General features: G+C 63.2%; 19 protein-coding genes. 15 read left to right on the forward strand and 4 right to left on the reverse strand.

Annotation, left to right across the window (positions count from 1 at the left end; all coding sequences use genetic code 11):
• Positions 1-16 precede the first annotated feature (16 nt).
• Positions 17-1,333 (forward strand): MFS transporter, encoded by a 1,317-nt coding sequence (locus ABIB35_RS03890; protein ID WP_354179063.1) that lies wholly within the window; start codon positions 17-19, stop codon positions 1,331-1,333.
• A gap of 234 nt (positions 1,334-1,567) precedes the next feature.
• A complete protein-coding gene (locus ABIB35_RS03895; RefSeq protein WP_354179065.1) occupies positions 1,568-1,963 on the forward strand; it encodes an HsmA family protein in 396 nt (131 codons plus the stop codon).
• A gap of 52 nt (positions 1,964-2,015) precedes the next feature.
• On the opposite strand, the gene ABIB35_RS03900 is transcribed toward ABIB35_RS03895, so the two are convergent.
• From ABIB35_RS03900 to ABIB35_RS03910, 3 genes are all read right to left on the reverse strand, one after another.
• Positions 2,016-2,825, reverse strand: a complete 810-nt coding sequence (locus ABIB35_RS03900; protein ID WP_354179066.1) for an SDR family oxidoreductase — start codon at positions 2,823-2,825, stop codon at positions 2,016-2,018.
• A gap of 50 nt (positions 2,826-2,875) precedes the next feature.
• On the reverse strand, positions 2,876-4,087 hold the full coding sequence (locus tag ABIB35_RS03905) for an ROK family transcriptional regulator (protein WP_354179067.1): 1,212 nt from the start codon (positions 4,085-4,087) through the stop codon (positions 2,876-2,878).
• A gap of 84 nt (positions 4,088-4,171) precedes the next feature.
• On the reverse strand, positions 4,172-4,792 hold the full coding sequence (locus ABIB35_RS03910; RefSeq protein WP_354179069.1) for an SGNH/GDSL hydrolase family protein: 621 nt from the start codon (positions 4,790-4,792) through the stop codon (positions 4,172-4,174).
• A 419-nt stretch (positions 4,793-5,211) separates the two neighbouring features.
• On the opposite strand from ABIB35_RS03910, the gene ABIB35_RS03915 reads away from it, so the two are divergent.
• The 7 genes from ABIB35_RS03915 to ABIB35_RS03945 all read left to right on the forward strand — a co-directional run bounded on the left by ABIB35_RS03915 (position 5,212) and on the right by ABIB35_RS03945 (position 14,451).
• Positions 5,212-6,927, forward strand: coding sequence for an ABC transporter substrate-binding protein (locus ABIB35_RS03915; protein WP_354179072.1), 1,716 nt, complete (start codon positions 5,212-5,214; stop codon positions 6,925-6,927).
• A gap of 74 nt (positions 6,928-7,001) precedes the next feature.
• A complete protein-coding gene (locus ABIB35_RS03920) occupies positions 7,002-7,991 on the forward strand; it encodes an ABC transporter permease (protein WP_354179073.1) in 990 nt (329 codons plus the stop codon).
• Between the two features lie 10 nt (positions 7,992-8,001).
• On the forward strand, positions 8,002-8,961 hold the full coding sequence (locus ABIB35_RS03925; protein ID WP_354179075.1) for an ABC transporter permease: 960 nt from the start codon (positions 8,002-8,004) through the stop codon (positions 8,959-8,961).
• A gap of 110 nt (positions 8,962-9,071) precedes the next feature.
• Positions 9,072-9,917, forward strand: a complete 846-nt coding sequence (locus ABIB35_RS03930) for an ABC transporter ATP-binding protein (RefSeq protein WP_502915725.1) — start codon at positions 9,072-9,074, stop codon at positions 9,915-9,917.
• Positions 9,914-10,705: an ABC transporter ATP-binding protein gene (locus ABIB35_RS03935; RefSeq protein WP_354179077.1), complete on the forward strand. Its 792-nt coding sequence runs from the start codon at positions 9,914-9,916 to the stop codon at positions 10,703-10,705. The genes ABIB35_RS03930 and ABIB35_RS03935 overlap by 4 nt, the downstream gene beginning before the upstream one ends.
• A gap of 51 nt (positions 10,706-10,756) precedes the next feature.
• Positions 10,757-13,537: a glycoside hydrolase family 2 protein gene (locus tag ABIB35_RS03940; RefSeq protein ID WP_354179079.1), complete on the forward strand. Its 2,781-nt coding sequence runs from the start codon at positions 10,757-10,759 to the stop codon at positions 13,535-13,537.
• Positions 13,534-14,451, forward strand: a complete 918-nt coding sequence (locus ABIB35_RS03945) for an ROK family protein (RefSeq protein ID WP_354179081.1) — start codon at positions 13,534-13,536, stop codon at positions 14,449-14,451. The genes ABIB35_RS03940 and ABIB35_RS03945 overlap by 4 nt, the downstream gene beginning before the upstream one ends.
• Positions 14,452-14,511: 60 nt before the next feature.
• On the opposite strand, the gene ABIB35_RS03950 is transcribed toward ABIB35_RS03945, so the two are convergent.
• Positions 14,512-15,516, reverse strand: coding sequence for an aldo/keto reductase family protein (locus ABIB35_RS03950; protein ID WP_354179082.1), 1,005 nt, complete (start codon positions 15,514-15,516; stop codon positions 14,512-14,514).
• Positions 15,517-15,767: 251 nt separating this feature from the next.
• On the opposite strand from ABIB35_RS03950, the gene ABIB35_RS03955 reads away from it, so the two are divergent.
• The 6 genes from ABIB35_RS03955 (at position 15,768) to ABIB35_RS03980 (ending at position 22,255) form a co-directional block, all read left to right on the forward strand.
• Complete coding sequence (locus ABIB35_RS03955) at positions 15,768-16,622, forward strand: DeoR/GlpR family DNA-binding transcription regulator (protein ID WP_354179084.1); 855 nt, start codon at positions 15,768-15,770, stop codon at positions 16,620-16,622.
• Between the two features lies 1 nt (position 16,623).
• The gene (locus tag ABIB35_RS03960; protein WP_354179085.1) at positions 16,624-17,655 is read left to right on the forward strand and encodes an autoinducer 2 ABC transporter substrate-binding protein; all 1,032 of its coding nucleotides are present in this window, start codon (positions 16,624-16,626) and stop codon (positions 17,653-17,655) included.
• 85 nt (positions 17,656-17,740) lie between these two features.
• Positions 17,741-19,282, forward strand: a complete 1,542-nt coding sequence (locus tag ABIB35_RS03965) for a sugar ABC transporter ATP-binding protein (protein ID WP_354179087.1) — start codon at positions 17,741-17,743, stop codon at positions 19,280-19,282.
• A complete protein-coding gene (locus tag ABIB35_RS03970; protein ID WP_354179089.1) occupies positions 19,279-20,307 on the forward strand; it encodes an ABC transporter permease in 1,029 nt (342 codons plus the stop codon). The genes ABIB35_RS03965 and ABIB35_RS03970 overlap by 4 nt, the downstream gene beginning before the upstream one ends.
• Entirely contained in the window at positions 20,304-21,386 is a 1,083-nt protein-coding gene (locus tag ABIB35_RS03975) for an ABC transporter permease (RefSeq protein ID WP_354179091.1), read from the forward strand. Before ABIB35_RS03970 ends, ABIB35_RS03975 begins: the two co-directional genes overlap by 4 nt.
• Positions 21,383-22,255 (forward strand): sugar phosphate isomerase/epimerase family protein, encoded by an 873-nt coding sequence (locus ABIB35_RS03980; protein WP_354179094.1) that lies wholly within the window; start codon positions 21,383-21,385, stop codon positions 22,253-22,255. Before ABIB35_RS03975 ends, ABIB35_RS03980 begins: the two co-directional genes overlap by 4 nt.
• Positions 22,256-22,266: the final 11 nt, after the last annotated feature.

A 22,266-nucleotide genomic window follows, 5' to 3' on the forward strand; every position in this document is an offset into this window, starting at 1 on the left:
CAGGAGACACAACGGCGTGCGCATTGGCAGTAAAGAAACAAAGGGTTGGAAGGCCACCATTTCAGTGGCGATGTCCAACTACATCGAAGCAGGGTCGATCATTGCGATCGCTTCGAGTCTGTCGCTCTGGCAAGAATATCTGGGCATCGATAATTACCTCACCGGGCTGCTTGCCGCCCTGAGCGCCAACGCATTTGGCGCAGCGATCGGGGCCGCCATCGGTGGCCCGCTGTGCGACCGGTTTGGCCGCAAGTTCATCTATACCTATGACCTGATGCTTTACATGGCGGGTGTCCTGCTTGCAGCGTTCGCTGGAAACTTCTGGATGCTGCTTGCCGCCTTTGTCATGACCGGCATTGCGGTAGGTGCCGGCGTTCCGGCGTCGTGGACCTATATTGCCGAAGAAGCACCGGCCGACAAGCGTGCAGCCCACGTGGGCACCGCGCAGCTCGCCTGGTCCCTGGGGCCGGTTATCGGCTTTGCACTGGCCGTCCTGGTTGGCCCTCTGGGACTGCTGGGAAGCCGTTTGATCTTCCTGCACCTCTTTGTGGTGGCCTTCGTGACCTGGTACATCCGGCAGGGCCTCAAGGAATCCGTCATGTGGACGGAAGAAAAGGCGCAGGCCAAGCAGGGTGCAGTCAGCGGCAAAAGGCCCCGGATCAAGTACTCGGAACTCTTTACGAACCGCATCAACCTCAAGGCTCTTCTGTTCCTGTTCGGCGTGTATGCGTTCTGGAATACGGTGGCCGGCGCAATGGGCATCTTCATGCCCCGGATTTACGAAGCCGTTGGCGGGCTGGACGCAGTTCAGGCAAACCTGCTTCAGGTGGCGCTGTGGAGCTGTACCGTGCTGGCCACCTACTTTGGCTTCATGCGTCTTGCCGACCGCTACAGCCGACGGCTCCTCTACGGCATCGGTGCAGCGCTGGGCATTATTGCCTGGGTACTGCTGGTCTTTGGCACTCCGGGGCCTCTGGTTCTTGGATCCTTTGTGGTGCTGTGGGGTGTTTCAGCCGGTATTGGCGCGCAGGCGTTCTACGGGCTCTGGGCGAGCGAACTGTTCGCCACCAGGTATCGCGCCGGAGCGCAGGGCATCCTGTTCTTCGCCGCACGGACGGCAACCGGAATCCTCAGCTTCTTCTTCCCCACCATGCTTGCCACCGTGGGCTTTGTCCCGCTGGGCCTGACCATGATCGCACTGCTTCTGGTTGCGGCAGTTGTGGGTGTGGCCTTTGCCCCGGATACGCAGGGAAAGTCACTGCAGGAGATCGAAGTGGAACGTTACGGAGCAGTGGATGAGAGCACTGTCGCGGCCGGGCGCGTGGCCTTGTAACAGGCAGCGCTGATGGATGTTGACTGTCCTTCGGGCGGGTGGAATTCTGTATGGATTCCCCCGCCCTCACGGGCCCAAAGACAAATCCAGCCCGCTGATTCCCACTTGGGGGAAGTTCATCCCCTGCCACGCAGATGCGCCCGTCAGGGGGACCGGCGGCTTATGAGCTCTACGAGGGTCGAGGCTCAGCCTCGGGTCTAGTTTCTTTCCCGCGAACACCTGTAATCTCGGCATATGCTCTTGCCTGCAATTGTGCTCATCACTGCTGCTTTGGTCTTCTACACGATTGGTGTGTGGTCGGAGCACCGGCAGCGCGTTCTCAAGTGGTGGCATGCTGGGTTTTTTGCCCTGGGGCTGCTCTGCGATGCCAGCGGCACCTATTTTATGTCCCGAATTGCGGAATCCGGAGACACCGGTGCTGGCGGGGGTGGATCTGGACTCAACGCCATCATGGCCGTAACCGGCGCCATTGCATTGCTGCTGATGGTATTCCACCTTGCCTGGGCGGTCGTTGTGTTAGTTCGCAACCGCGACGTGGAGAAAGAGCGCTTTCACAAGTTTTCCCTCATCGTCTGGGGGATATGGCTCATACCCTATGTAACGGGGGCCATCGGCACCAGTCTCGGCTGATCCGGAGGTGGCACAACTATGGGGCAGTTCGATGTCAGCGGTTCACCCGCCCTCAGCGGAACCCGCCGTCGGTGCTCAGCACCTGCCCCACCATCCACCGGCCCTCGTCGCTGACCAGCCAGGCAATAAGCCTTGCAGGATCGTCGGGCTCGCCGAAACGCCCGCCGGGGAAGCGTGAGAGGATCCCGGCCAGGACCTCCGGCGGACGGTCAGCGGTCTCGACGTCCAGATAACCGGTGTTCACTGGACCCGGGTTCACCGTGTTGAGGACAATTCCGCTGCGGATGAGGTCCGCAGCCACCGACGGCGTAATCCCGGCAAGCGCTGCCTTTGAAGTTGCATAGGCGATCTCGTTCTCCATGATTCCGCCGTTGATCTGCCCCGACGTCATCCAAATGACGCGGCCACCGGGGCGTCCGTCGTGCTGCAAAGCAAACCCACGCGTCGCCAGGAGCGTCGAGCGGGCATTGACCTGCCAATGGGCGTCGAGCTTCTTAGCCGTCATCTCTTCCAGCGGTCCGTCACCGCCGCTGCGGGCGTGGTTGCAGATCAGAATGTCCAGGTGCCCCAGTGCTGCGGCAGCATCTCGGATCAGTTCCGCGGCGCCGTCGTCGGCTGCCAGGTCAATGCTGCCGTGGGCCAGTTGCGCATCATCGGTAAGGAAGCCGCGCAACTTGCCGACGACGTCGTCGACCGGGTCTGCACCCCAAGGCTGTTCCTCATCGTGCGGGGAGTAGTGCGCCAGGAACAGGCTTGCACCCATCAGCGCCAGGCGTGAGGCGACAGCAAAACCTATGCCCTGCAAGCGGCTGACGCCGGTGATAACAGCGGTGCGGCCGGTGAGTGGAAGCGGCGTGTTCATCTGTTCCTTCTGGTTATTGCAAAAGCGGCAAACGGGAATGGGCGGGTGCTTTAGGCGATGGACACGGACCGCAGCGTCCGGGGAGAGAGCCTGTCCTGCAGGACCAGCGTGGCTGCCCCCAGCGCGGCAGCGTCATTGCCGTTGACTGACATCCTTACCTCAACACGGTGAATGGCACGCGCCATGGCACGTTTATCCAGCGCAGAGGCAATGGTATCCACATAGAAGGACCCGGCGGTGGCGAAAGCACTGCCAGCCAGGACAACGAGCTGCAGGTCCAGCAGATTCACCATGGAGATCACGGCGCTGGCCAGGTATTCCGCGGATCGGCCGATCAGCCGCAGGGCCACGGGGTCTCCGTCATTGGCGGCAGTGCCAACGGCGGCAAAGTCCTCGGACACAACTCCGGTCAGCGGAACGTTCAACTCACCGCGGGCGGCTGCTTCGGCGGCCTGCGCAACCACCACCTGCGGACTCGCGTACAACTCCAGGCAGCCGATGTTCCCGCAGGGGCAGGGGAGTCCGTTTGCGTCAACGCTGACGTGCCCAATTTCCCCGACGTTGGAGCTGACCCCCTGGTAAATGGTGCCGTCCATGACGATGCCCGCACCGATACCCGAGCCCATGTAGACCGAGGCATAGCTTGAATATCCTTCTGTGGCGCCCAGCCAGTATTCGCCAATCGCGGCTGCCGTGGCGTCATTGTCGAATTCGCAGTGCAGTCCGGTGGTGGTGGACAACGCCCGTCGCAGGGGAAATCCCGTCCAGTGCCTGAAGGACGGGGCGCCGATCATGGCTCCCTCCGTGCGATCCAGGGGGCCGGGAGCAGCAAGCCCCATCCCCACCACGGTTTCCCGGTCCACCGCAAGTGCATCAAAGAGGCGGTCGATATCATCGGTAATCCGGCTGACCACCGTCATGGGGGAGGCGTCTCCGGGGCCGCTGACGCGTCGCCGGCCCAGCACGCGGCCGCTGAGGTCTGCCACCACATAAGTGATGTAGTCCTGGCCGATGTGCACGCCAAGCCCCAGCCGGGAGGCCGGATTAAGCTCCAGGAGCATCCGCGGCTTACCGCCGGTAGACTCGCCGCGTCCGGTTTCCAGGACCACGCCGTCGTTAAGCAGCGAACGCACGGCAGTGGAGATGGTGGCCTGGGTCAGGCCCGTCATGTCTGCGAGTTCCACGCGGCTGACCGGTCCGGAAACACGGATCAGATCCAGGATTTTTCCCCGGGATGATTCGCGGCGGTGGGTTTGCTTCACGGGGATCCTAACGGGGAAAGCTGCTGGAGGCGGGGGTCTCCGTTTCAGCCAGCACAAGGGCAGGCCGAAAGGGCGTGGTGGCAATCAGAGCTGGAACTGGACGCTTTCCAGCCATGCGTCGGCAATGGCCGCATGGCCCAGCGGCGTGGGGTGGACACCGTCCAGGGCCAGGGACTGCGGCGCAGCTCCGGCCGCAACCAGTGACGTCAGAACTTCGTCCGTCCGAACCAGGACTGCTCCGAATTCCTTGGCCAGTCGGTGGACGGCGGCGATCTTGGGATCCAGGTCTTTCCGCCACTGTTCCTGTTCAGCGGTCACCGGAAGCAGGAACGGCTCCATGAGAACCAGAGTCGATTCCGGAGCCACCCGCTCCAGCAGGGCTCGGTACCTCGCAAGGAAGGTGTGCTGGTCGGTCTCCTGACCCGCATCATATCGGCGCCATGTGTCATTAATGCCGATCAGCACTGAGATGAGCTGCGGCTGTTCAGCCAGGACATCAGCATCCCAGCGACGGGCCAGGTCCTCGATCCGATCGCCACCCGTGCCGCGGTTTACGACGGCGGTATCGGCCAGGTAAGCGCTGGCGGCGAGCAACCGGACGTAACCATCCCCCAGTCCGTCATCGTCTCGACGTCCGCAGTCCGTGACACTGTCGCCGGCAAAGACGGTGCGCGTCTGGAAAGCTCGGGGTTCAGTGATGTGCATGGTTTCTCCCGAATGTTGTGGGGTGTAACTCAGATCACTTACTTTAGTCATCAAATTTGCCTGCCTGCAGCCCCTGTGCAGAAAAGAGAACGATGTCCTCATCTCCCGGCCCCGTCCGTTTCGAGCCGTCGGCGTCAGCCTGGTGATCGGCTCTCCCTCGATGGCCCTGCCGCCGGTGGCCACTGGGGTGGTGTAGCCGGCCGGACACTGGGCGAAGGAGCACACCCTGCAGTGCCGCGGTGTCGCAGGTTGGAACCCATGTGCGTAGTGAGCAGCAAAAAAATAAATTCGCCGGACTGCCAAAAGTTCCTTGACTCACCTAATAAAGTCGCCTAAGAAAGTACACAGCGGTTCTTTTTGTGGTGAACCTCACATTGCCCGGCGGCTCACTGGCCGTCCGAATCTCGAAAGGTACAAAGATGTCCTTCACATTTTCTGGCACCCGACCGGCCCGCAGGCGGCTCGGTCTGGCCGCCGCGGCTCTGGTGGGCTCAGCAGCGCTGGCTCTGACAGGCTGTGCCTCCGGTGGCACCGGTGGCGCCGAAGGCACCGAAGGTGAAGTCACCTCCATTACGGTGTTCAACGGTTCAACCGGCACCATCACGGAGAACTTCAACCCGTTCTCCAACACTGCCCTGCAGCCCACTCTTGGCGTCGTGTTCGAGCCGCTGTTCTGGTACAACGCTGCCTCTGACGAGGAACCCACGGCACTGCTGGGAACCGCATTCGAATGGAATGAAGACGGCACACAGCTGACCATCACCACCCGCGAAGGCGTGAAATGGTCCGACGGCGAAGATTTTACGGCCGAGGACGTCGCCTTCACCTTCAACCTCGTGAACAAGACACCGGAATTGAATACCACCGGGCTGTCAGCCACCGCCGAGGCCACCGACGCCACAACCGTGGTCCTGACGTTCCCCGACAACTCCTTCATGCAGGAGCCCAATGTGCTGGGCAACCGGGGGATCGTTCCTGAGCATATTTGGAAGGACGTCGCCGATCCGGTCACGGAAATTAACTCCAACCCGGTGGGTACGGGACCCTACAAGGTGAAGGACTTCACCGCACAGAGCTATCTGATGGAAAAGAACGACCTGTACTGGGAGGAAGGAAAGCCCGCCATTCAGGAAGTCCGCTACATTGCCCTTGAATCCGCTGACGCCGCCACGGGTGCCCTGCTCGACGGGCAGATTGACTGGATGAGCTCCTTCCTGCCCGGGCTGGAGACCATCCTGAAGGACAACGAGAACCTGTCCTACGTGAACACGCCGGCCATGATGACCTCGATCTTCACCTGCTCCAACGCGAAGCTGGGTTGCGTCGGGCCGCAGACTGACAATGCCGTCCGCCAGGCCATCAATTTGGCTATGGACCGGGATCAGCTGAACAAGCTGGCCGGCGGCGGCTTTGCCGAGCCGGCCTCCATCACCATGACGCTGCCCGAGCGGGATGCCAAGTGGATTACCGATCCGGGCATGAAGGAAGTTCCGCAGAACGCCAATATCGCTGACGCGGAGAAAGTCCTCGATGCTGCGGGGTGGACCAAAGGCAGTGACGGCATAAGGACCAAGGACGGCGAGCGCCTGAGCCTGACGATCCAGACCGTGTCCGGGTGGAGCGATTACATCTCCATCAACGATGCTCTCACCCAGCAGCTGGCTGCGGCCGGCATCGAGCTGAAGCCCACACAGGTGACGTACAACGAATGGAACAGCAACCAGACACTGGGCCAGTTCCAGCTCTCGCTGGATTCCATCGGCCTGCAGCCGTCCAACAACCCGTACTACACCTATGAGAAGTGGTACAACGTCCAGAACACCACCCCCGTGGGGGAATCAGCGATCGCCGGAAACGCCTCCCGCTATGACAACCCGGTGGTCAACGATGCCGTGGCAGTTGCCCGTGCCACTAACGATGAGGCAGTGCAGAAAGAGCAGTACGCACTCATCCAGACAGAGATTGCCAAGGATCTGCCCTACATCCCCATCTATGTGAACTCCATGCTGACCGAGTTCAACACCGATCGGGCCACCGGCTGGCCGAGCGGTGAGGACAAGTACGCGCTCCCGGCCTCCTGGAAGTCCTGGGACAACGGGATTGTCCTGAAGAGCCTCACTCCCGCAGAGAAGTAGCTGCTCCGGTGCCGGCCTCCCCGGGGCCGGCACCGGTGCGCAACCAACTGCCCTGCTGCCGAAAGTAGTGGTACATGCGATACATCCTTCAAAAGCTGGGGTTTTACCTGGTGGCCTTCTGGGCGGCGCTAACCCTGAACTTCTTCCTTCCCCGACTGATGCCGGGGAACCCGGTGGACATGATGCTGACAAAACTCGCCCAGCGGGGTCCGGTCAGCCCCGAAGCACGTGAGGCCATCGAACTGCTCCTGGGCACTAACTCCCAGGCTCCGCTCCCGGTGCAGTATTTCGAATATCTGGGCAAGATCTTTTCTCTGGACCTTGGCGTTTCCGTGGCATATTTTCCGGCATCAGTGGCTGATGTGATCGGTCAGACCCTGCCCTGGACCATCGGACTGATCGGAATTGCAACGCTCATTTCGTTTGTTCTGGGCGTTGGACTGGGCATGCTTGCCGGCTGGAAGCGCGGTTCGTGGCTGGACAACTTCATTCCGGTGACCACCATGTTCCAATCCGTTCCCTATTTCTGGCTTGCCCTGATCCTGCTGTTCCTGCTGGGCAGTACCTGGCAGCTGTTCCCGCTCAACGGCGGCTACAACGTCTACACCACCTCCCCGGGCTGGTCCTGGGAGTTCATTGGCAGCCTGATTTACTACGGAACACTTCCTGCCCTGACCATCGTCATCTCGTCCGTGGGCGGCTGGATGCTGGGGATGCGCAACATGATGGTCTCTACGCTCTCCGACGACTACATCCTCACTGCTGAAGCCAAGGGCCTGCGGCCGCGCCGCATTATGACGGCGTATGCCGCCCGCAACGCCGTGCTGCCGTCGGTGGCCGGTTTTGCCATATCGCTGGGCTTCGTCGTTGCGGGGTCCATTGTCACCGAGGCGGTGTTCTCCTATCCGGGCATCGGGTCCGCGCTGCTGAACGCCGTCAGCAGCAATGACTATTCCCTCATGCAGGGGGTCTTCCTCGTCATTACCCTCTCGGTGCTCGGGGCCAACCTGCTTGTGGACCTGCTGTACACCATCATTGATCCCCGCACCCGGGCGAGAAGCTGAAAGGCCGGCCATGACCAGCACCACGCAGGATCCCGATCTGGCTGCTGCGGCAGCCCTCAGTTCAAGGCCCAAGCGTGCCTTTCCGCCCATGACGCCCAAGCTAGCCTCGGGGCTGATCATCGCGGGAGCCATTACGGCTTTTGGCCTTTTCGGCCCGATGCTGGTGGGCAACCCCTCCACGGTCAACAACATTGGTCTCTCCGGTCCGGGAAACGGCTTTATTCTGGGCACTACCCAGACCGGGCAGGATGTGTTTGCCCAGCTGGCTTACGCAACCCGGGGCTCCCTGACTATCGGCCTGATCGTGGGGGTGCTGACGGTGCTCCTCTCAGCTGTCTTCGGCATTGTCGGTGCGTACGCCGGCGGATGGCTGGATGAAACCTTCTCCTTGTTCAGCAACGTCATGCTGGTGATCCCGGGACTGCCCCTGGTGATCATCATTTCCAGCTACGTTCCGGACAAGAGCATCTATCTGGTGGCTTTTGTCCTGGCCGTCACCGGTTGGGCCGGTTCGGCACGCGTGCTGCGGGGGTACACCCTCAGCGTCCGCAACCGGGACTATGTGGCCGCCGCGCGGGTGTCCGGCGAGAAACCGTGGCGGATCCTGGGCATTGAAATCCTGCCCAACCTGATCCCGCTGCTGGCATCCCAGGCAGTTTTTGCCGTGATCTTCGCGATTCTGGGGGAGGCGGGGCTCTCCTTCCTCGGCTTGGGGGCTTCGGGGTCCTTCACCTGGGGCACCATGCTGTACTTTGCCCAGAACGGTCTGGCTCTGCGCCTCGGGGCATGGTGGTGGTTTGTGCCGCCGGGGCTGCTGATCGCCGCTTTCGGGGCTGCTCTTTCCCTCATCAATTTCTCCATTGACGAGATCATTAATCCCAAGCTCCGTGCCCAGACCCGGGGAACACGCCGCACATGGAAGGTCTCCAAAGCCCAGCTGCGGCTGGCAGACAAGGACGGTGTCCTGTGAGCCTGGATCAGCCTGCAAGCGTTGCCGAAGCAGAGGATGAAGACGAAGCCCGCCGCGGAGTGCTCCAGGGCCGCCGCGAACGTGCTGCGGCTGCCCTCAGCCATCCGGTCCTGAGCATTGCGGATTTCAGCGTGGAGTACCAGGGCGAGCGCACCGTCAGAGCGGTGCGGAACGTAACCCTGGCCCTTGGCCGGGGTGAAATCCTGGGCCTGGCCGGTGAAAGCGGCTGCGGGAAATCGACGTTGGCCTACGGAATCAACCGGCTGCTCAAGCCACCGGCAGTGATCACCGGCGGCGATGTTTCCTTCCACTCCCGGGAGGGATACTCCATTGACCTCGGCGAGCTGTCGGGGGAGGAACTGCGGGCCTTCCGCTGGGACAAGATCTCCATGGTCTTCCAGGGCGCCATGAATTCCCTGAACCCGGTGATCTCCATCCAGTCGCAGATGGAGGACATCTTCACCACCCACCGGCCGGACCTGGGAAAGAAGGAGCGCCGGGAAAGATGCGCTGAACTGCTTGAACGCGTGGGCGTGGACCGGACGCGTTTGAAATCCTATCCCCACGAACTCTCCGGCGGCATGCGCCAGCGGGTCATGATCGCCATGGCCATGGCACTGGACCCCCAGGTCATGATCATGGACGAACCGACCACAGCACTGGACGTGGTGGTGCAGCGCGAAATCCTGCGGGAAATAACGCGGCTCCGGGAGGAACTGGGATTCGCGGTCATCTTCATTACGCATGATCTTCCGCTCCTGCTGGAGATCAGCGACCGCATTGCGGTCATGCGGGACGGCGAAATTGTTGAGCTTGGCGATGCCGTGGAGCTTTACACCAATCCGCAGCACAAATACACCCGCACACTGCTCGCTTCTTTTCCCAGCCTCACCGGTGAACGCGGCGCCTTTGTCCGCGGAACAGTCCATGACCATGAAACCGGAGTGCAGCGATGAGCGTCCTCGAAGTGCAGGACCTGGTGAAGGAGTACCGGCTGCGGGACGGACGGCAGTCCCGTACGCTAACTGCCGTCAACCACGTGAGCTTCGCCGTCGAAACCGGACGCACGGTAGCCCTGGTGGGACAAAGCGGCAGCGGCAAGTCCACCCTGGCGAAACTGCTCATGCAACTGGAGAAGCCAACCTCCGGGCGGATTGTGTTGGACGGCAAACCCGTGATCCGCCGCGGTGCCGGATTGAAGCAGTATCGCAGCGACGTCCAGATGGTTTTCCAGGACCCCTTCGCCTCCCTGAACCCCTATCACACCATCGCCCACCACCTGGGGCGGCCGTTGATCCTGCACGGTAAGGCGTCCGGGCGCGACGAGGTGATGGCCGGGGTTTACCGGCTGCTGGAACGCGTGCGCCTGGAACCAGACATGGCCGGCCGCAAACCGCATGAGCTTTCCGGCGGGCAGCGCCAGCGCATCGCCATTGCCAGGGCACTGGCCCCGGAACCGCGCATCCTGGTGGCAGATGAACCGGTGTCCATGCTGGATGTTTCCATCCGGCTCGGTGTCCTGAACCTGCTGGCAGATCTGCAGCGGGAGGAGAACCTTGGCGTTTTCTACATCACCCATGACCTGGCCACGGCGCGGCATTTCTCCGACGACATCCTGGTCATGTTCAAGGGGGAAATTGTTGAACGCGGGGCTGCGGACGACGTCATCCTGAACCCGCAGCACGAGTACACCCGACTTTTGGCTGAGGCCGCACCCAACCCCGAGAAACGGCTGAACGCCTGATCCGGACCTATCCCTGCGGCAATGCCGCCCGCACCGCTTTTGGAGCAGTAGATGACACAGCAGCACCATATGACACAGCAGCACCACATGACGCACCCGATCACCGAACAGCCGGCCTCCCGGCCCGGACACAGCCTGGACCTCAACGGACTGTGGGACCTGACCTGGCAGGGCGGTCCGGAGGAATCTCCTGCTTACGCCCGCACCGGCGTGCCGCTGACCGCCACCGTCCCGGGACAGGTACACACGGACCTGATGGCAGCCGGGCTGCTGCAGGATCCCGATGCAGGCTTTGGCGAGCTGGAACAGTCTTGGATCGGGCACTCGACATGGACCTATTCACGTTCCTTCCAATGGAACGGCACAGAGCAGGAAACCCCGGAAACCTCTGACGCCCCGGAGACCCGCACCGAACTGGTTGCCGACGGACTGGACACCGTCGCCGTCGTACGCCTGAACGGCCAGGAGATTGCCCGTACCTCCGACCAGCACGTTGCCTGGCGCTGGAATGTTGGCCACCTGCTGGTGGAGGGCGAAAACGTCCTGGCCATCACCTTTGGCTCTGCCTGGGACGCGGCGCACGAGTGCGAGAGTGTTGTTGGCGAGCTTCCGCGTCCCTACGCCGAGCCGTATCCCTACATCCGCAAGAGTGCCTGCAACTTTGGCTGGGACTGGGGACCGCACTATGTCACCGCCGGGATCTGGCAGCCCATCCGGCTGGAGACCTGGTCCGTTGCCCGGATCGATTCCATCCGTCCCAGCGTCACACTGGAGGGCGCCGGTGAGGCAACGGTGCACGCCACCGTCGGCGTCGAACTCCCAGGAGACGGGGAAGGCCTGAGCCTGGCCGCCGTACTGACCGATCCGGACGGCAGGGAGGTTGCCCGCGGCACGGTGCCGCTGACGGCGGCAGGGGATACGACAGTGAAACTGCCGGTGCCCGAGCCCCGTCTGTGGTGGCCGGCGGGGCTGGGCGGCCAGCCTTTGTATGCGCTCGCCGTCGAAGTGCAGTACGACGGCGAAACAGTGGCTTCCGGGGAACGCCGGCTGGGACTGCGGTCGGTGGCCATTGACGAAAGCCCTGACGAAGCCGGCACCGGCTGGGCGATCGTGGTGAACGGGCGTCGTGTCCGGATCCGCGGCTATAACTGGATTCCCGAGGATCCCTTTATTGCTGAGGTGACCGCTGAGAGGCTAGGCCAACGGTTGGATCAGGCGGTTGACGGCGGGGCTAACCTGCTGCGCGTTTGGGGCGGCGGCTATTTCTCCACCGATGCGTTCATGGACGGCTGCGACGAGCGCGGCCTCATGGTGTGGCATGACTTCCTCTTTGCCTGCAGTGCTTACGACGAGTCACCCGAGATGATCGCCAGTGTCACCGTCGAGGCGGAGCAGGCAGTGGCGCGGTTGTCCGCCCATCCGAGCCTGGTGCTGTGGTGCGGGGGCAACGAATGCGTGTGGGGAGACTTTGACTGGGGCTGGCGTGAGGTCCTGCAGGGCCGCTCCTGGGGTGCAAAGTTCTATACGGAGATCCTTCCGGCCGTCATTGACCGGGTGGATCCCGGCCGTCCCTACCTGCCCAACAGCCCCTGGTCAGGCTCGCTGGATGTGCATCCGAACAACCCGGAAAGCGGCCCGGTGCACATCTGGACTGTGTGGAATGACCTGGACTACGCTCACTACCGCGACGTGGATCCTGCTTTCGTCTCCGAGATGGGCTGGTGCGCCCCGCCAGCGTGGAGCACCCTGCGCGCAGCGGTGACGGAGGGCGGGCTGTTGCCCGCCAACCCCCAGGTGGAACACCACATGCGGGCTGACCGGGGGATGGAAAAACTGGCCCGAGGCCTGGAGCCGTATTTTGGTGCTCCTTCGACGGCCGAGGACTGGCACTATTTGACTCAGGTGGTCCAGGCCCGGAGCCAGAGTGCCGGCGCGGAGTGGCTGCGGTCCCGGGAACGGTGCGCCGGCGTGGTCATCTGGCAGCTCAATGACTGCTGGCCGGTGCTGAGCTGGTCCGCGGTGGACGGTGCCGGGATAGAGAAACCCGTCTGGTTTGCCCTGCGTCGCTCCTTCGCCGCGCATCTCGTGACCATTGTGCCGCGCATTCCCGGCGGCACCCTTGACCCCACCGGACCGGAAGGTCTGGAACTGGTTGCCGTCAACGACGGAACGCTTCCCTGGTCCACCGAGGTGCAGGTCCGCCGATTGCGGGCGCACGGAACAGAGGTGTCCCGTGCCTCGTATCAGCTGGAAACGGCTCCCGATTCCACCACCCGCGTAGCGCTCGACGGCGGACTCGCCTCCAGCATCAACGGGGAGGGGGAGTTCCTGGTTGCCGATTACACGGTTGCCGGCAACGCCGGCTCGTTCAGTACCGGCTCGTCCAGCGCCGGTGATGCCGGCGGAACCCCGGCCGGCCGGGCGCTGTGGTTCTTTGTTCCCGACGCTGCCTTTGACGCTCCGGCTCCGCGGTTTGAATCATCCGTGGACCTTTCCGGGGGAACCCTCCTCGTCACAGTCCGGGCCAGCACCCTCCTGCAGGATCTCTGCCTCTTCGCCGACCGGCTGGCCGAAGAGCTGGCGGTCCCCGCGCCGCTGCTGCGGGTAAACGAGATGCTGCGAACCGTCCTGCCGGGGGAAACCGTAACGTTCACCGTTTCCCGCCGCGACGGCACGGCCCTGGCTGCGGCACCGGCATCGGCCGGTGCCTGGCCGGTGCTGCGCTGCATCGGCGACTCTGCTCATGAAGGTGAAAATTACTTCGCCGGTGCGGGGGAGACCGTTGGGGCTGATCACGCCGAAGGTGCCGGTGCAGGGCGGGGGCAGGGGTGATTGCCGGCATCGAGACCGGCGGGACCAAGGTCATCTGCGCGGTTGCTGAGACCGCGGCGCCGGGAAGCATCATTGAGCAGATCCGCATACCCACCACATCTCCGGCCGAAACCCTAGGCGCGGTTCGGTCGTTTTTGAACCGCCATGCTTCCTCAGGTGCGCTGGACGCCGTCGGCCTAGCTGCTTTCGGCCCCGTTAACGTGGACAGCTCCTCGCCCAGCTACGGATGGATTACCTCCACTCCAAAACCGGGGTGGCGCAACACGGACGTTCCCCGGGCCCTTGGTTTGGGTGACACCGTGCCCCTGCAGGTGGTCACTGATGTGACCGGCGCGGCGGTGGGGGAACAGCGTGCCGGGGCGGGGGCGGGTTTCAGAAACGTGGCGTACGTGACTGTGGGCACCGGAATTGGTGCCGGTTTTGCCGCTGACGGCAGCCCGTTCCTGAAGCGCAGTCATCCCGAGATGGGTCACCAGCTTCTGCGGCGCTACCCCGGGGACGATTTCCCCGGAATCTGTCCCTTTCACGGTGACTGTGCGGAGGGTCTGGCCTCCGGACCGGCTGTCAGGGCGAGATGGGGCCGCCCGGGGGAGCTGTTGGACGCCGCGGCGACTGCCGAAGCCGTGCCCGTCCTGGCCTATTACCTGGCCCAGCTGCTTGCAGCCGTGACCTATACGGTGGCGCCGGACCGCATCATTCTGGGGGGAGGCGTCCTTCAGCTGCCCGGACTGCTCTCTGCCGCCCGGAGCCAGCTGGCGGTACTGGTGGGAGGTGCCCTGGACGGGCATCCGCTGACCCGGCCGGACAGCGGCTACGTGTGCAGCCCCGATCTGGGTGAACGTGCGGGCGTGCATGGAGCCCTCTACCTGGCGCATGACCTGGTGGGATCGAGGGCTCCGCTCACGGCGGTCTGAGGCGGGTGGCCGGGGAATTGCTGCGGATATTCCCGGCCGTCCCGCCTCGAGGTCCCCGGGCTAGGACGGGCGGCCCTCGGGGGCTTGGGTCTTGGCCGGATCGCGCTCGGCCAGGGAGCCCACGGCGGCGTCGATCCGGGCCAAAACGTCCGGCTTGAGTTCGACTCCCGCCGCCTGGACGTTGGAGGTGATCTGCTCCGGACGCGAAGCGCCGATGATGGCCCCGGCAACGTTCGGATTCTGCAGCACCCAGGCAAGGGCCAGCTGGCCCATGGTCAGCCCGGTCTCATCGGCGATCGGCTGCAGTTTCTGCACCCCGGCCAGGACGTCGTCGTTCATCCAGCGGCCAATCATCTTAGCGCCGCCCAACGCATCAGTGGCCCTGCTGCCCTCGGGCAGATCAGCTCCCGGCTTGTACTTGCCGCTGAGGATCCCCTGCGCCATGGGGGAGAAGACAATCTGGGAGATGCCCAGCTCTTCCGACGCCGGGACCACCTCCGCTTCGATCACGCGCCAGAGCATGTTGTACTGCGGCTGGTTGGAGACCAGGGCGAAGCCCAGTTCCTTGGCGAGGGCCTGGCCGGCCCTGAGCTGCTCGGCATTCCATTCGCTGACACCGATGTACAGGGCCTTGCCCTGGCGCACCACATCCGCGAAGGCCTGCATGGTTTCTTCCAGCGGTGTCTCGGAGTCGTACCGGTGGGCCTGGTACAGGTCAACGTAGTCGGTCTGCAGGCGCTGCAGGGATCCGTTGATGGACTCCATAATGTGCTTGCGCGACAAACCGGAGTCATTGTGCCCGGCCGGGCCCGTGGGCCAGTACACCTTCGTGAAAATCTCCAGCGATTCCCGGCGCTCGCTCTTCAGGGCGGTGCCAAGCACTGCTTCCGCGGCGGTATTGGCGTACGCGTCGGCCGTATCGAAGGTACTGATCCCGGCGTCCAGGGCGGCCCGCACGCACGCGGCGGCGACGTCGTTCTCCACCTGGGAGCCATGGGTCAGCCAGTTGCCGTAAATGATCTCGGAGATCTTCAGTCCGCTGTTGCCGAGGTATTTGTGTTCCATTGCTGCGTATCCTTTTTGCCGGTGTTCGACGGTGATCCACATCACGTCTATATAGCTGCAAAACTAGGCCAGCTGTTGGCCAGCCGTCAAAAGGGACGTGCGCAGGAGATAAACGAAAGCTGAAAGCGACCATTCGAAACCTACTTGGTTGGCTTTGAGCTTCGTTCATTGACCCGCCGGTACCGCTGCCATAACTTGAACGTGTCGCCGGTCCCGGTGGCTGCTTTCGCCGATGTGGTCGGAGGTCCTGCGTGAAACCCAACCGCAATGAAGCCGCGCGGGAACACGAGATCCTGGTGGAACTTGACGCCCAGGGCGCCGTGCTGGTCCGTGATCTGGCCTGCCGCTTCGGGGTTTCGGAAGTCACGGTGCGCAAGGACCTGGCCGCCATGGAGCGTCACCGGCTACTGCGCAGGGTGCGCGGCGGAGCTGTCCCCTCCGAGGCAGCGGACGAGGGAGCGTTCAGCCTTCGGCTTCGCTCCCAACGCGAAACCAAGCTCCTCCTGGCCCGGGCCGTGGCTCCGCTTGTTCACCACGGGGACACCATCGCCATCGACGCCTCAACTACCTGCTTCTACCTCGCCCATGAACTCCTCAGCAGACGCAACCTGCTGGTCGTCACCAACGGGCTTCGGGTGGCGACGCTGTTCATGGAGCAGTCCAATGCCCTGGTGCTGATGCCCGGCGGTACAGTCCGCCGCTCGTCGGCTTCCCTCGTGGGTCCGGTGGAGGATGTTTTGAAGGACCGCGGCCGCATCTCCAAAGGGTTCTTCGGAGTCAAGAGCATTTCCCTCGAATTCGGACTCGCTGAACTGGCACTTGAAGAAGCGAACGCCAAGCGCCACCTGGCCAGCGTCTGTACCTCCGTCTATGCCATGTTCAGCTCCGTCAAGGCTGGCCAGCTGGGGCTGCATCCGTTTGTTGCCCCGGACCGGATTACCGGCATGTACACCGACGAACACATCAGCGACGCGTTTGTGCGCGATTGGAAGCGCCGCAACGTACCAGTCCACACGGTGGCCGCCCCGCATCCGGGGAAGGGAAGCGGCCATGCCGAAGCACTCAGAAGCACAGACACCAACAACCAGCAGGAACTAGGGAGATAACATGCGCAGCACATCCAGGACAGGTGTATTCGGGGCGGCAGCAGCGGTTGTGCTTCTTGCCGCTGCAGGCTGCACCAGCAAGAATGATGCCGACTCCGGCACAGCGGCAACCGGTGGGGATGAAACCATCACGGTGGCCTTTGTCCCCAAGCTCTCCGGCATCCCCTATTTTGAGGCGATGAACACCGGCGGACAAAAAGCCGCCGGGGATATGGGCATCGAGTGGCTCTACCAGGGTCCGACGACGGCGGACGCCGCGGCCCAGGCGGATATTGTCCGGTCCTTCATCCAGCAGGGTGTGGACGCGCTGATCGTGGCACCCAACGACCCGGATTCCATGGCTCCCCTGCTCCAGGAAGCGCAGGCCGCCGGCATCAAGGTGGCTACCTCGGATACTGACGCCCCCGGCTCCGTCCGCGAGGTCTTCGTCAACCAGGCCTCGGCCGAGGGCATCGGACAGGCGTTGACGGATCAAATGATGGAGGCGATGGGCGGGTCCGGAAAATACGCGATTGTCTCCTGCGGTGAGACCGCTGAAAACCTCAATTCCTGGATTACGGTGCAGGAAAGCTACACCGCCGAAAAATATCCCGACGCCGAAATCGTAGACATTGTCTACGCCGGCGAGGACCAGGCCAAGGCCACTTCCATGGCCACTGACTTGATGAACGCGCACCCCGACCTGACCGGGCTGGTGGGGGAGTGCACGTCCTCAGCCCCCGGAGTGGCACAGGCTGTCCGTGATGCCGGCCGAATCGGAGAAGTGTTCACTACAGGGCTGGGAACACCGCAGTCCATGGCGCCTTACCTCGAGGACGGCTCCACCAGCGCCTCGGTGCTGTGGAACGTGGAGAACCTGGGCTATCTCACGGCATGGACGGGGCAGCAGCTTGCAGAAGGCAACGAGCTGGCGGCTGAAAACAATGTGGGGGAGGGAATGGACGCCATCACCTTCGACAGCAGCTCCAAGGTGCTGCTGCTGGGTGATCCCCTCATCATTACCGCCGACAACGTAGGGGACTTTGACTACTAGCCTCCGACTGCAGGTCCGGGTACCGGGCGCGCTCTCGGGCCGGCTGCGGCAGGGACCGTGAATGACTCAACGAGTAGGAGGACAGATGGCCGATTCATCCACTACGATCACGGCACCCCGCCTTGAGCTGCGCGGAATCTCCAAACGGTTTGGCGGCGTGCAGGCCCTCACGAATGCGGATTTTTCGGTCCGCCCCGGCAGCGTCCACGCGCTCATCGGGGAAAACGGCGCCGGAAAATCCACTCTGATCCGGATCATTTCCGGCGCCGAGGTTCCGGACGCCGGCGTCATCATGTTTGACGGCGAGCCCGTCACGGCCGGCTCCACCGTTGGTGCCCTGAACCTGGGCATCGAGACCGTTTACCAGGAACCGCAGCTGTTTGATGAACTGACAGTCGTGGAAAACGTCTATATAGGGCGCGAGCTCACCCAGGGGATCCGGATCGATTGGCGCAAGGCCACTGATGAGGTAGCCGATCTGCTTGACGTCATCGGCTTGCCGCAGAAGTACATCCGGGTACCGGTGGGCGAGTTGTCCATCGCCGAGAAACAGCAGGTGTCGATCGCCAAGGCACTGGCCCGCGACGCGTCCGTGCTGATCCTCGACGAACCTTCGGCCATTCTGTCCGACGCCGAAATTGACCGCTTGTTTGCCGTAATCCGTGCCCTGGTAGCCAAGGGCGTGAGCGTCATCTACATTTCGCACCGGCTCGATGAACTTTCCCGCATAGCGGACGAGATCACCGTCATGCGGGACGGACGGACAATCGAAACGAGGCCCGCCGGCGAGCTCAGCGTCCGCCGGATGGCTGAACTGATGGTGGGCGGGGTCCTCACCGGGGACCGGATGGAAAGGAAGCCTCCAGATCCGGAGCCCTTCCTGGAACTGGATCGCCTCAGCGCCGGGAGCCGCTTCCGGGACATCAGCTTTAGCATCCGTCGGGGCGAAATTGTGGGGCTCTACGGGTTGGTCGGTTCAGGGGCCGGAGACGTCGCCTCGGCCCTGTACGGGATCCTTGCTCCCTCGGGCGGAAGCATGACACTGGGCGGGCGACGTGTGGACCCGCGCTCGCCGGCCCACGCCCAGCGGCTCGGGATTGCGCTGCTGCCGGCGAACCGGAAGGCACAGGGCATGTTTTCCTTCCAGTCCATTGCCTTCAATATCTCAGTGGGTCACCTGCGGTTCTTTAGCCGGGCTCACTTTCTGGTCAACCGGCGCAGTGAAACACGAACGGCCCGGGACCTGATCCGGCAGTTGTCCATCCGTACCCCTGATGAAAAAACGCCGATCAGTGCCATGTCCGGCGGCAACGCGCAGAAAGTTGTCCTCGCCCGGCAGCTTGTTGGCCGGCCACGGTTGCTGGTCCTGGTGGAACCCACCCAGGGCGTCGACATTGGTGCCAAGGAGGAGATCCACCGCATCATCGCCGAACTCGCAGACCAGCGCAGCGCGGTGCTGGTGGCGACCTCGGATCTGACGGAAGTGATGGGTCTTTGTGACTCCATCCTGGTGGTCCGCGCCGGCACCATAACGGCGAAGTTCGGGCCCGAAACAACGCAGGTGGATGTGCTCACGGCAGCTGCGGGAGAGTCACAGGATCCAACGCCGGACGGAAGGACCCCATGACTGCCGGCACCCCGCATTCAGCGCCGGCGCGGGCGGTTTCCGGGGCACCGCAGATCCGCAGCCGGATCCTGCCGTTTCCCGTCACCGGCCAGGAACTGGTCCTCATCGGCGTCATTGCGGTGCTGTGGACGGCATTGGGGTTTATGACCTCGTCCTTTCTGACCCCGGGATCTCTCCAGCCGCTGCTCACCTCGGTGGCACCGATTGCACTGATCGGTGTGGGCATGACCATTGTGATTATCACCGGCGGCATCGACATATCGGTGGCTGCTGCTCTGATGGTCACTTCGGTGGTGACCGCGAAGCTCCTGGTGGACGGCGGATTGCCGCTGCTTCCGGCCATGCTCATCTCCATGGCGCTGGGCGCCGCCCTGGGCTCCCTCAACGGACTGCTGATCGCTTTTGGCCGGGTGCACGCCATCATCATCACCTTCGGGACCGCAAACCTGTTCCTCTTCCTGGGCCTGCGGATTTTCGGCTCGGCCACAGTCAACGGCATTCCGGATACCTTTGCGTTTTTCGGCAGGGGAGAAGCCGGAAGGACCGCCGGCGTTCCCCACAGCTTCTTCATCACTCTTCTCGTCGCAGCGGCGGCGTGGTGGTATCTGCGGCATACTCCCGGTGGCCGTCATTTTTTCGCGGTAGGAGGCGATATGGAAGCAGCCAGGCTGGCCGGCGTCCGGGTGAAACGGCAACTGCTGATCGCCTACACGCTCACCGGACTGCTGGTGGGCCTGGCCGCCTGCTTCACCATTGCCCTGGGCACCTCCACCCTTGACCAGAGCGTAGGGAGCGGGCGCGAACTAGCGGTGATCGCCGCCGTCGTGATCGGGGGAACATCGATCCTGGGCGGCCGCGGATCGGTGCTCGGAACGGTGCTGGGCGCGCTGCTGGTGCAGAGCGTGGCTTCCGGGGTGACGCAGCTCGGGTGGCCGTCACAGCTGGCGGACCTGTTCGTGGGGCTGTTCATCATTATTGCGGTGGGCGCCGACATCCTGCGCCAACGGGCCAGGAGGAAGCCATGAGCGCCGCAGAGGATTTCCTGGCCACCGGCCTGTTGCCCAAGGCTCCGCTGGGTCCCCGGCTGCTGAAGGCGCTGGTAACCCAGCGGACCGTCCTGCTGGCGGTGCTGCTGGTCCTGGTTGTTGCCGTGATGAGCGCCCTGAGTTCCGCCGGGTATATGGCCGGCGAGTACAACGCCGACTACATGTCCGCAGCCCTGATCAATGCCGTACCCCTAACCATGCTGGCTTTGGCGGAATTAGTAGTGATCCTTTCAGGTCGCGGCGGGATCGATCTATCGGTGGGGGCAATCGTCTCCCTCACCGGAATGGTCTTTGGCTTCACCTACGGCCTGTGGGAATTCTCCCTGCCGGTGAGCATTCTCGCCGCCGTGGTTTTCGGCGCACTTTGCGGCGCTGTAAACGGCGTGTTGGTGGCCTATCTGGGTTTTCCACCGCTGATTGCAACCCTGGCCAGCTTTTACGCGTTCAAATCGCTGGCGGTGGTCATCAACAACCAGCGGCCCATCAGCACCCCCAGAATCCAGGACTTTTATGCCACTGCCAAAGCGGTGGAGCTGCCCGTGATCGGGCACAACATCCCCAACATCCCGCTGGGCATTTTCACCTTCCTGATCCCCGCCGTGCTTTGTATCTGGTTCCTGCTGGCCAGGACTGCGTACGGACGGCGGATCTTTGCCGTTGGCACCAATAACACTGCCGCCCAGTGGGCAGGCATTGATACCCGCCGCACCCGGTTCGGTGCCTACCTGCTGTCCGGCGTTCTTTCCGGCCTGGTGGCGGTGGTGACGGTGGCACAGTTTGCTTCGGCCAGGCCGGACGCCGGAGTTTCCGGCAATGGAATGGCCCTGCCGGCGATCACCATTGCAGTCCTTGGCGGTGTGGCCATTACCGGCGGCATTGGCCGGGTCTCCGGAGTGGTTCTGGCGGCCCTGCTGATTGTCTGGCTCAACGCCGGCCTGCTGCTGCTCTTCGCCGGCAACACCGGCGCCCAGATTCAGCTGTTTGCCCTAGGTACCGTCCTGATTCTCGCCGCGCTGCTCAACGGCATCGCCACCCGCCGCTATGGAGGAACAACATGAACACCATCGGTATCCACGGCATGGTGTGGGTGGGCGGATTCAGCAAACCCGAGGCGGAGCACGCCATCACCAGTACCGCCCGGGCAGGGTACTCGCTCATTGAACTGCCGCCGGTTGATCCGCGCGCCCTTGACCTTCACTACATCCGGACGCTTCTCGCTGACAACGGGTTGTCCGTCTCGGCCACGTTGGGACTGGATGAGGCCACTGACGTATCCAGCACTGATCCGCAGATTGTCCGGGCCGGCCGCGAGCGCCTGCTTGGCGTGGCCGAAATGGTGGCCGAACTGGGCGGGAACTACATAGGTGGTGTGATCTATTCCAAGCTGGGCCGGTACACGGAACCGGTGAGCGCTGCCGGGCGCGGCAACTCGGTACAGTCCATTGCCCTGCTGGCCGATGAGGCAGCAAAATCGGGGATCCGGGTGGGGCTGGAGGTGGTGAACCGATATGAAACGAACGTCCTCAACACCGCGGAGCAGGCTCTCGACTTCGTAAATGATGTTGGGCGCGACAATGTGGGCATCCATCTGGATACCTACCACATGAACATTGAGGAACGCAGTTTCCGGGATGCCATCGTTGCCACCGCGGCAGCCGGTAAATTGGCGTATTTCCACGTCGGCGAGAGCCACCGCGGCCAGCTTGGAACCGGATCCGTGCCCTGGACCGAGACCTTCGCGTCGCTGGCCGAAGCGGAGTACGACGGCGTCATCACCTTTGAGTCCTTCTCCTCCAAGGTTGTCCATCCCACCTTGTCCTCGGACCTCGCGATCTGGCGCAACACGTGGGAGGACAGTTTCGACCTGGCGGTTGGCGCCCGCGAGTTCCTCCGCGGAGGCCTGGACAAAGCCGGCACCCGCCGGTAAGTGCGGCCCCC

Origin of the sequence: Arthrobacter sp. UYP6 (genome assembly GCF_040547315.1) — a bacterium.
Lineage (GTDB): Bacteria > Actinomycetota > Actinomycetes > Actinomycetales > Micrococcaceae > Arthrobacter_B.